General features: G+C 68.3%; 10 protein-coding genes. 6 read left to right on the forward strand and 4 right to left on the reverse strand.

All coding sequences use genetic code 11. The annotated features are described in order from the left end of the window. Positions 1–130 precede the first annotated feature (130 nt). Both GA0115259_RS06005 and miaB read right to left on the reverse strand, forming a co-directional pair. Positions 131–889, reverse strand: coding sequence for a class III extradiol ring-cleavage dioxygenase family protein (locus tag GA0115259_RS06005; protein WP_093591920.1), 759 nt, complete (start codon positions 887–889; stop codon positions 131–133). A 127-nt stretch (positions 890–1,016) separates the two neighbouring features. Next, entirely contained in the window at positions 1,017–2,534 is a 1,518-nt protein-coding gene (gene miaB / locus GA0115259_RS06010; RefSeq protein ID WP_093591923.1) for a tRNA (N6-isopentenyl adenosine(37)-C2)-methylthiotransferase MiaB, read from the reverse strand. Positions 2,535–2,697: 163 nt separating this feature from the next. Here miaB and GA0115259_RS06015 point away from each other — a divergent pair, with 163 nt between their 5' ends. Beyond that, on the forward strand, positions 2,698–3,711 hold the full coding sequence (locus GA0115259_RS06015; protein ID WP_093591926.1) for a TAXI family TRAP transporter solute-binding subunit: 1,014 nt from the start codon (positions 2,698–2,700) through the stop codon (positions 3,709–3,711). A gap of 43 nt (positions 3,712–3,754) precedes the next feature. Here the strand turns inward: GA0115259_RS06015 and GA0115259_RS06020 are convergent, their stop codons facing one another. Next, positions 3,755–5,146 (reverse strand): sensor histidine kinase, encoded by a 1,392-nt coding sequence (locus GA0115259_RS06020; protein ID WP_093591929.1) that lies wholly within the window; start codon positions 5,144–5,146, stop codon positions 3,755–3,757. Between the two features lie 6 nt (positions 5,147–5,152). Then, positions 5,153–5,866 (reverse strand): response regulator transcription factor, encoded by a 714-nt coding sequence (locus tag GA0115259_RS06025; protein ID WP_093591932.1) that lies wholly within the window; start codon positions 5,864–5,866, stop codon positions 5,153–5,155. A gap of 249 nt (positions 5,867–6,115) precedes the next feature. Between GA0115259_RS06025 and GA0115259_RS06030 the strand changes: the two genes are divergently transcribed. The 5 genes from GA0115259_RS06030 to GA0115259_RS06050 all read left to right on the forward strand — a co-directional run. Beyond that, positions 6,116–6,901 (forward strand): amino acid ABC transporter ATP-binding protein, encoded by a 786-nt coding sequence (locus tag GA0115259_RS06030; RefSeq protein WP_093591935.1) that lies wholly within the window; start codon positions 6,116–6,118, stop codon positions 6,899–6,901. Positions 6,902–7,010: 109 nt separating this feature from the next. Next, a complete protein-coding gene (locus GA0115259_RS06035; protein WP_093591938.1) occupies positions 7,011–7,850 on the forward strand; it encodes a glutamate ABC transporter substrate-binding protein in 840 nt (279 codons plus the stop codon). A gap of 113 nt (positions 7,851–7,963) precedes the next feature. Further along, positions 7,964–8,638 carry an amino acid ABC transporter permease gene (locus tag GA0115259_RS06040; protein WP_093591941.1) on the forward strand — a complete coding sequence of 225 codons (675 nt, stop codon included), beginning with the start codon at positions 7,964–7,966 and terminating at the stop codon, positions 8,636–8,638. Beyond that, positions 8,635–9,540: an amino acid ABC transporter permease gene (locus GA0115259_RS06045; protein ID WP_093591944.1), complete on the forward strand. Its 906-nt coding sequence runs from the start codon at positions 8,635–8,637 to the stop codon at positions 9,538–9,540. Before GA0115259_RS06040 ends, GA0115259_RS06045 begins: the two co-directional genes overlap by 4 nt. 143 nt (positions 9,541–9,683) lie before the next feature. Next, a partial coding sequence (locus tag GA0115259_RS06050; RefSeq protein ID WP_176732447.1) for an FAD-dependent monooxygenase occupies positions 9,684–9,938 on the forward strand: 255 nt, incomplete at its 3' end.

Here is a 9,938-nt window from a genome sequence, read left to right on the forward strand (position 1 = left end):
CGGCTGTGGACGGCCGCGTGGCGCCTTCGAGCGCCGCGCGGCCGTCCCCGTACGTAAGTACGTACTCACGTACGTACTTACGTACGTGACGTAGGCCGCCCGCCGGGCCCTTCGGCCCTTCGGACCAGCTCTAGGACCAGGTCGCAACGAGATATCCGACGCCGTACGGCGCGGCGTCGTACAGCAGCTCACCGCGCAGACCCACTCCCTCGGCCGCGCCCGCGAGCAGCTGCCACGGCGCACGTCCCGCCGCCTTGAGGGCGGACGCCAACTCCGCGTCCAGCGCTTTCAACGCCGCCACATCGGCCGCCGCCAGGGCCCGTGCCACGTCCTCGTCGAATCCGGCCGCCCGCTTGTCCAGATATCCCGGCGCCTTCACCGAGCGGCACGCACTGGCGTCGCCCATCACCAGCAGTGCCACGCGGTCGGACCGCGCCGCGATCTCCTCTCCGGCTTGAACACAGCGCTCGGCGGCGAGAGGTTCCCCGACACCGAGCCCCGAGACCGGCGCGGCCGACCAGCGGACACGGTCCAGCAGCCAGGCCGCGACCGAGAGGGAGGGCGGAAGCGGGCGCTCGGCACGTGCCTCCGCGCCCGCGCCCGTGCCCGTACCGCCAGTGCCCGTGGCGTCCGGGGCCGAACCGCCGAGTACGACCTCGACATCCACGCCGAAGCCCCGGAAGGAGCCGACGGCGCCCTGCGGATACGGCCCAAGGCCGTCCCGCTCGGCGGGCCCGACGACGATCAGCAGATCGGGCCGGGCTGCGGCCAGTACGCCGAGGGCGTCCGTGCACGCGGCGCGCAGCGCGTCCAGTTCGGGTGCCGCCGCCGCGGCCACGGCGGGCACGAGCAGCGGCGGACAGGGACAGACGGCAGCGGCGACCAGCATGATCGAACCCTAACGCGGGCGTGACCGCGCGTGACCACGTACGGCCCAGCCCGACGTACGGCGAGGCCCGGCACACAGCCGGCCCTGCACACGGCCCGTCCGCGCCCTCACCCACCCCGGCGCTTCGTCAGTCGACGGCGCACCCGCCCGTCACGGCCGGCAGCGGAGCGGGCACACCGACCGTGGGCAGCCCCAGCAGTACACCGGCCGGCTTGGCGGCCTCGGCCGTATTCCGCCGGTCCCAGGCGTCGCCGGCGCGGGTACGGCGTACCTTCCGCGTCGGTCCCTCGGCGAGGAGATGATGCGGAGCGGCATAGGTGAGCTCGACGGTCACCACATCGCCCGGGCGCACCGCCTCGTCCGGCGCGGTGAAGTGGACGAGCCGGTTGTCGGGAGCGCGTCCCGAGAGCCGGTGGGTCGCGCCGTCCTTGCGGCCCTCGCCCTCGGCGACCATGACCTCCAGCGTTCTGCCCACCTGCTTCTTGTTCTCCTCCCAGGAGATTTCCTCCTGGAGGGCGGACAGCCGCATATAGCGCTCCTGGACGACTTCCTTGGGGATCTGTCCGTCCATCTCGGCGGCCGGTGTCCCGGGACGCTTCGAGTACTGGAAGGTGAAGGCCTGCGCGAAGCGCGCCTCGCGCACCACCCGCATGGTCTGCTCGAAGTCCTCCTCGGTCTCGCCCGGGAAGCCCACGATGATGTCGGTGGAGATGGCGGCGTGCGGGATGGCGGCGCGCACCTTGTCGATGATGCCGAGGTAACGGTCCTGCCGGTACGAGCGGCGCATCGCCTTCAGGACGGTGTCCGAGCCGGACTGGAGCGGCATATGGAGCTGCGGCATCACATTGGGCGTCTCGGCCATCGCCGCGATGACATCGTCGGTGAAGTCGCGCGGATGCGGTGAGGTGAAGCGGACGCGCTCCAGGCCCTCGACGGCGCCGCAGGCCCGCAGGAGCTTGGAGAAGGCCTCGCGGTCGCCGATGTCGGAACCGTACGCGTTGACGTTCTGGCCCAGCAGCGTGATCTCGGAGACACCCTCGGCGACCAGTGCCTCGATCTCGCTCAGGATGTCGCCGGGACGGCGGTCCTTCTCTTTGCCGCGCAGCGCCGGGACGATACAGAAGGTGCAGGTGTTGTTGCAGCCCACGGAGATGGAGACCCATGCGGCATAGGCGGACTCGCGGCGGGTCGGCAGCGTGGAGGGAAACGCCTCCAGCGACTCGGCGATCTCGATCTGGGCCTCCTCCTGGACGCGCGCGCGTTCCAGGAGCACCGGCAGCTTTCCGATGTTGTGCGTACCGAAGACGACATCGACCCAGGGCGCGCGCTTCACGATGGTGTCGCGGTCCTTCTGTGCCAGACAGCCGCCGACGGCGATCTGCATACCGGGCCGCTTGGTCTTCATGGGGGCGAGCCGGCCGAGATTGCCGTACAGCTTGTTGTCGGCGTTCTCCCGTACCGCGCAGGTGTTGAAGACCACGACGTCGGCGTCCCCGTCAGCCCCTTCGGGCGCCCGGACGTATCCGGCTCCCTCCAGCAGGCCCGACAATCGCTCGGAGTCGTGGACATTCATCTGACACCCGTAGGTGCGCACCTCGTACGTTCGGTTGTCGCCCGCTGTCCGGCTCCGGTCGCTGCTGCTCATGCGACAAGGGTAGGCGGTGCCCGGGAGCCGTCGGTCCTGGATTCCTCCCGGCGGTCCGGCCGACTGTGAGAAGGCCCCCGAGAGAGGCTTTGGGAGGGCCCCGGGGAGCGGCCACGCGAAGCAGCCCTGGTCTTCGCGGGGAGTGAGCTGGCAGGATCGCGGCATGTTCGCGGTTCTGTCCCGTACCGGGCGTGGTAGCAGGCGTGGCCGGCTCCTCCAGGGCGCCGCCGCGGTGGTGGTGCTGCTCGGGCTGCTGGTGTGGTGGCTGCTGCCGATCGGGCCGTCGGCGCCGAGCGGATCGATCATCTTCAGTACGGGAGTGACCAGCGGCGTCTACCAGCGGTACGGATCGCTGCTCAAGGAGGACCTCGGGCGCGATCTGCCGGATGTCTCGATACAGCTCAAGAACAGCGAGGGCTCGCAGCAGAATCTCGCGCGGGTGGCGAGCGGGGAGGCCGACTTCACGGTGGCCACCGCCGATGCCGTCGCCAAGTACCGGGAGGACGGGAAGCCGGGTGCGGACCGGCTGCGCGGATGTGCCCGGCTGTACGACGACTATGTGCAGCTCGTCGTGGCCAAGGACTCGAAGATCCACTCCGTCGCCGGTCTGCGCGGCAAGAAGGTGGGAGTGGGACAGGAGGGATCGGGTGTCCGACTGATAGCGGACCGGCTCATGACAGCCGCCAAGCTCGATCCGAAGCATGACATCACTCCGGTCTCGGCCGGCATCGACACCATGCCGGACCTGCTCGAACACCGCGCGCTGGACGCCTTCTTCTGGTCGGGCGGGCTGCCCACCGGCGCTGTGCAGCTCCTGTGGAAGCGCTATGACATACGGCTGGTGCCGCTGGACGCGGCCCTCGTGGCCGGTCTCCATGCCTCGGGCGAGGCCGCTTCCCGCTACTACCGTTCCGCGACGATACCCGCCGACGCCTACGGCGACGCGCAGGAAGGCATACCCGTATCGACGGTCGCGGTGGCGAATCTGCTGGTCACGACCGATCGGATGGACGCCGGTCTCACCGAGGGCTTCACCCGGACCGTGATCGACAGCAGGGACCGCATCGGCAAGCAGGTGCACTCCGCCCAGCTCGTGGATCTGCGGACGGCGATCTATACGGCGCCTCTGCGGCTGCACGAGGGCGCCGAGCGCTACTACCGTTCGGTGAAACCCTAGGTCAATCCAGCTCAGCCGAACGCCGGGGATTCACGCCTGGGATTCACGACGCCGGGGACGCTCTCGGAACGGTCAGTGTCACCCGTAGCCCGCGCGGCTCGCCGTGCGCGTAGCTGATCGAGCCGCCGCCCGCCGCCAGCAGCGCCCGCGAGATGGACAGACCCAGCCCCGATCCCTTGATGTTCTGATGGCGGTTGCTGCGCCAGAACCGGTCGCCGATCCGGGCCATCTCGTCGTCCGTGAGCCCTGGGCCGCCGTCGTTGATGGCGATCATGGATGTTTCACCGTTACGGGCGACCGTCACCGTGACCTCTTCACCCGCCGGAGTGAACTTCAGCGCATTGTCGATGACGGCGTCCAGCGCGCTGGAGAGCGCGATCGGATCGGTCCAGGCGGTGACCGCCGCCCGGTGCTCGGTCAGCCGGACGCCCTTCTCCTCGGCGAGCGCCCGCCAGGCCGCGACCCGTTCCGCCGCGAGTTCACCTATGTCGGTGAGCCTCAGATCGGCGGGAGCGTGCTCGGCCAGGGCCAGGTCCAGCAGATCGTCGAGGACCTGGGCGAGACGCTTGCCCTCCGTACGGACGGAGGCGATCTCCTCGTTCCCGTCGGGCAGTTCGAGAGCGAGCAGTTCGATACGGAGCAGCAGAGCGGCGAGCGGATTGCGCAACTGGTGCGAGGCGTCGGCCACAAAGGCGCGCTGCTGCTCCAGCACATCCTCGACGTTGTCGGCCATCTCGTTGAACGAGCTGGCCAGCCGCCGCAGTTCCGGCGGCCCTCCGGCCGCCGCCACCCGGGAGTTCATCCGGCCGGTGGCGATGTCATGGGTCACCGCGTCCAGTACCCGTACCGGTCTGAGCACCCAGCCCGTCAGCCGGATTGCGGCTCCCACGGCGAGCAGCATGGCCGCCACCTCACCCGCGGCAATCACCAGCCAGCCCTTGAGGATGCGTGAACGCATCTGTCCGGTCGGCGAGTCGGTCACCACGACCGCGACGACATCACCGTCCCGTACCACCGGCGAGTCGACGATGAGCCGGCGGTTCTGCCAGGGCCAGACCTGCTCGGGATCGTCGCTGCGGCGGCCCAGCAGGGCCTCCTGGAAGGACTGGCGGCCCTCGCCCTCCGCGGGCACCGTCCAGTTCCGCGGGGCGCGCGCCATGGCCTCGTCATCGCGGTAGAAGACGCCGACCTTGATCCCGTACACCTCGTGGTAGCGGGTGAGTTCCTCCGCCAGCAGAGCACGCCGCTCGACGGTCCCAGGCCTGTCCTCGGCGACGAGCTGGGCGAGCGCCGCGACCCGCGCGGTGTCGTCGATCCGGTCGACGACGACGCGCTGCTGTTGCGCGCCGGCCACACTCACGGCGAGCGGGAAGCCGAGGGCGAGGAGCACGCCCGCCATGAGCACGATGAGCAGCGGCAGAAGTCGGGAACTCACGGTACGTTACGGTCCCTGACGCGGAGCCGGGACGACCAGCCGGTAGCCCACGCCCCGGACGGTCTCGATCAGCGCGGGCATCCCGAGCTTGCCGCGCAGGGACGCCACATGGACTTCGAGCGTACGGCCCGTCCCTTCCCAACTGGTCCGCCACACCTCGCTGATGATCTGCTCACGGCCGAAGACGACGCCGGGCCGCTGGGCCAGCAGAGCCAGCAGATCGAACTCCTTGCGGGTGAGCTGGACCGGCTCGCCGTCGACACTGACCCGCCGCGTGGGCAGCTCCAGGGTGAGGCGGCCGAGCCGCTGGGCGGTCTCGGCGGCCGGTCCCGGCTCCTCCTCGTTCGCACGGCGCCGGCTCACGGCATGGATCCGCGCGAGCAGTTCACCGGTGTCGTACGGTTTGACCACATAGTCGTCGGCACCGAGGTTGAGGCCATGGATCCGCGACCGTACATCGGCCCGCGCGGTCACCATGATCACCGGTGTCGAGGTGATTCTCCGTATCTTTCCGCAGACCTGGTAGCCGTCCTGGTCGGGCAGGCCGAGGTCGAGCAGCACGACCGCGAACGGCTCCTTGCCCGCGTTGGCGGCGGGCAGCAGAGCCTGGAGCGCCTCCTCGCCGCTCCTGGCGTGCACGACCTGGAATCCGTGCTTGGCGAGAACGGCCGCCAAGGCCGCGGCGACATGATCGTCGTCCTCTACGAGCAGCAGTCTCACGGGCCCCCTTCGAGGTGGTGGTCGCACAACGTATCTGGGCATCCACTCCGATGGTGTCGTGCCAGTCAAGAGTCTTCCCGTTACGCCAAGGTTTCCGTTACCCACCCGGTACTCCCCGCAGTGCCGTCTTCACACGGTGTGTCCGGTTGCGGCCGGATCGTTATGCTCAATTCCAGCTCAGATCTGATGACGCTGGTCGCAGGGCGTGACTAAGGTCCTCCCAACCGAGGAGGACGGAGCAAGAAGCCGATGAGCGGAGTGTCAGTGACCAAGGGCGCCGAGGACGCCGTGCCTGCGACGGGCGATCTGGTCGTACTGAGCAACGTGAACAAGCACTTCGGCGCGCTGCATGTGCTCCAGGACATCGATCTGACCATCGCCCGTGGCGAGGTCGTGGTCGTCATCGGGCCCTCCGGGTCCGGCAAGTCCACACTGTGCCGCACCATCAACCGCCTGGAGACCATCGATTCGGGCGAGATCTCGATCGACGGCAAGCCGCTGCCGCAGGAGGGCCGTGAACTGGCCCGGCTGCGCGCCGATGTCGGCATGGTCTTCCAGTCGTTCAACCTCTTCGCACACAAGACGGTGCTGGAGAACGTCACACTGGGCCAGATCAAGGTCCGCAAGGCGGACAAGAAGGACGCGGAGCAGAAGGCGCGTTCACTGCTCGACCGGGTGGGCGTCGGTTCGCAGGCCGACAAGTACCCGGCGCAGCTCTCGGGCGGTCAGCAGCAGCGTGTCGCGATCGCGCGGGCGCTGGCGATGGGCCCGAAGGTCATGCTCTTCGACGAGCCCACCTCCGCGCTCGACCCCGAGATGATCAATGAAGTCCTCGAAGTCATGCAGCAACTCGCGCGTGACGGTATGACGATGGTCGTCGTCACCCATGAGATGGGCTTCGCGCGCTCCGCGGCGAACCGGGTCGTCTTCATGGCGGACGGCCGCATCGTCGAAGAGGCCACGCCCGACGCGTTCTTCAGCAATCCGCGAAGCGACCGCGCCAAGGACTTCCTCTCGAAGATCCTGCATCACTGACCGTTCATCACGGAACACGGCTCTTCACTTCACTGAACACGGCTCTTCTTCACGGCACCGAGTTCGGCAGAACCTGTTCGTCCACGTCTCACCCGAGGGAAGTTCACGCATGAAGCTTCACAAGGCAAGCGCGGCCGCCGCTGCGGCTCTCGTCCTCTCCCTGACCGCCACCGCGTGCGGCGGCGACAGCAGCGACGACGCCGGCGGCGACAGCGGTGGCGGGAAGATCACCATCGGTATCAAGTTCGACCAGCCCGGCCTCGGCCTGAAGAAGCCGGACGGCACCTACGCGGGCTTCGATGTCGATGTTGCCACCTATGTCGCCAAGGAACTGGGTTACGACGCCAAGGACATCGTCTGGAAGGAGTCGCCCAGCGCCGAGCGCGAGAACCTGATCTCCAACGGAGACGTGAAGTTCGTCGTCGCGAGCTACTCGATCAACGACGAGCGCAAGCAGAAGGTCGACTTCGCAGGTCCGTACTTCCTCGCCCACCAGGACCTGCTGGTCCGCTCGGACGACAGCTCCATCACCAAGGCCGCGGACCTCAACTCCAAGAAGCTCTGCTCCGTGACGGGTTCCACCTCGGCACAGAACGTCAAGGAGGAACTCGCCCCCAAGGCCGACCTCCAGGAGTTCGGCGGCTACTCCGAGTGCCTGACAGGCCTGGAGAACAAGGCCGTTGACGCGCTGACCACGGACGACTCGATCCTCGCCGGGTACGCCTCCCAGCAGGAGCACCAGGGCAAGTTCAAGCTCGCGGGCCTCAAGCTCAGCGACGAGAACTACGGCATCGGTCTCAAGAAGGGCGACACCGAGCTGCAGACCAAGATCAACGCAGCCCTCAAGAAGATGGAGTCGGACGGCTCCTGGCAGAAGGCCGTGACCGCCAACTTCGGCCCGTCCGGTTACAAGAACGAGCCTGCCCCGGCGATCACCGAGGGCAGCTAGGACACGGCCCGGCAGGGCTGGACAGGCCCTGCCGGGCCAGCCAGGAGTGACGCGCCGCCGGCCCGCCCGGCGGCGCGTACCGACCAGCCGACCAGGGGAGAGCGCGGAGCATCGTGTTCGACTTTCTTGATTCCGGGCAGTATGACCTGCTCGGCGCCTTCTGGGTGACGGTGCAGCTCACCCTCTACTCCGCAGTTGGTTCTCTCATATGGGGAACGCTGCTGGCCGGGATGCGCGTCAGTCCTGTGCCGCTGATGCGTGCCTTCGGTACCGCGTACGTCAATCTGGTCCGCAACACGCCCCTGACCCTGGTCCTCGTGGCCTGTTCACTGGGGCTCGGCCTGACCCTCGGGATCACGCTCGGCGGCCAGGACTTCAAAACCATGGGCTTCCGGCTCGCTGTCCTGGGACTGGTGGCCTACACCGGCACCTTCGTCTGCGAGTCCCTGCGCTCCGGTATCAACACCGTGCCGGTCGGCCAGGCCGAGGCGGCCCGTGCGCTGGGGCTCAGCTTCTTCCAGGTGCTGACGCTGATAGTCCTTCCACAGGCGTTCCGCTCCGTGGTGGCGCCGCTGGCCAACGTACTGATCGCGCTGACCAAGAACACCACGGTGGCCTCGGCGATCAGTGTCGCGGAGGCCTCGGCGCTGATGAAGACAATGCTGGAGAACGAGACCAGCGCGCTCTTCGCGGTATTCGCGGTGTTCGCGTTCGGATTCATCGTTCTCACCCTCCCGACCGGTCTGATCCTGGGCTGGGTCAGCAAGCGAGTGGCGGTGAAGCGATGAGTGCCACGTCCGTTCTGTACGACACCCCCGGGGTGCGCGCCAAGCGGCGCAACATCATCTACACAATCGTGTTCCTGGCGGTCCTCGCGCTCGCCGCCTGGTGGGCGCTGGCCGTGATGGCCGAGAAGCAGCAGCTCGCGGCTGAGAAGTGGAGCCCGTTCGTCACGGACTCCAAGGTCTGGACGACCTATCTGCTGCCGGGGCTCGGCGAGACCCTGAGGGCCGCGGCGCTGGCCATCCTGATCGCGCTGCCGCTCGGCGCGCTGCTCGGTATCGGCCGGCTCTCCGACCACGCCTGGATCCGGACCCCGGTCGGAGTCGTCGTCGAATTCTTCCGGGCCATTCCAGTACTGCTGATGATGGTGTTCGCCGCTCAGCTCTATACGCAGTTCACCGATGTCTCGTCGGATCTGCGCCCCCTGTACGCCGTGGTCACCGGCCTGGTGCTCTACAACGCCTCGGTAATGGCCGAGATCGTACGGGCCGGCATCCTCTCGCTGCCGAGAGGCCAGACGGACGCGGCGAACGCCATAGGCATGCGCAAAGGCCAGACCATGTCGTACGTCCTGCTGCCGCAGGCGGTCACGGCGATGCTCCCGGCCCTGGTCAGCCAGCTTGTGGTGATCGTCAAGGACACCGCGCTGGGCGGCGCGATCCTCGGTTTTTCCGAACTGCTCTCGCAGGGCCGCACCATCACCGCCAACTACGGTGCCAACACCATCGCCACGTTCACCGTCATCGCGCTGATCTACATCGCGCTGAACTTCCTGCTCACGACCTTCGCCGGATGGCTGGAGCAGCGGCTGCGCCAGGGCAAGAAGAGCACGGGCGCCGTGCTGAGCGCCGATGATGTGCAACAGGCCAGCGCTCCGGGCCGTGCCCCGGACGGCGGGGGCGCCTGAGGCGGACGGGGCAGGGGGTGTACGCGCCGCTCAGGCCGTCGCTTGACGCAAGCACCCCCAGTAGGTTGCATACGTTCTGTGATCACGTACCGGGCTCCTACCGCCCTTGACCGCAAGACCGCACGGGCCGGAGGGGTCGCGCCGTGGACCCGGTGATCGTCGCCGGCGCGGGCCCCGTCGGACTCGCGCTCTCCCTGGCCCTCGCCGCGCAGGGAGTCCCGGCCGTCGTCCTCGACGAGGGATCGGGTACGGACGAACAGCGTCCTGCCCGTACGGCCATACTGCGGCCCGACACCACCGCCCTGCTGGCCCGGCTCGGCTGCACCACGCTCGACGGGCAGGGCACCCACTGGACCGGCTGGCGGCTGATGCGGCGCAAGCAGCTCATGCGGGAGCTG

Source organism: Streptomyces sp. MnatMP-M17, assembly GCF_900091995.1.
GTDB lineage: Bacteria > Actinomycetota > Actinomycetes > Streptomycetales > Streptomycetaceae > Streptomyces.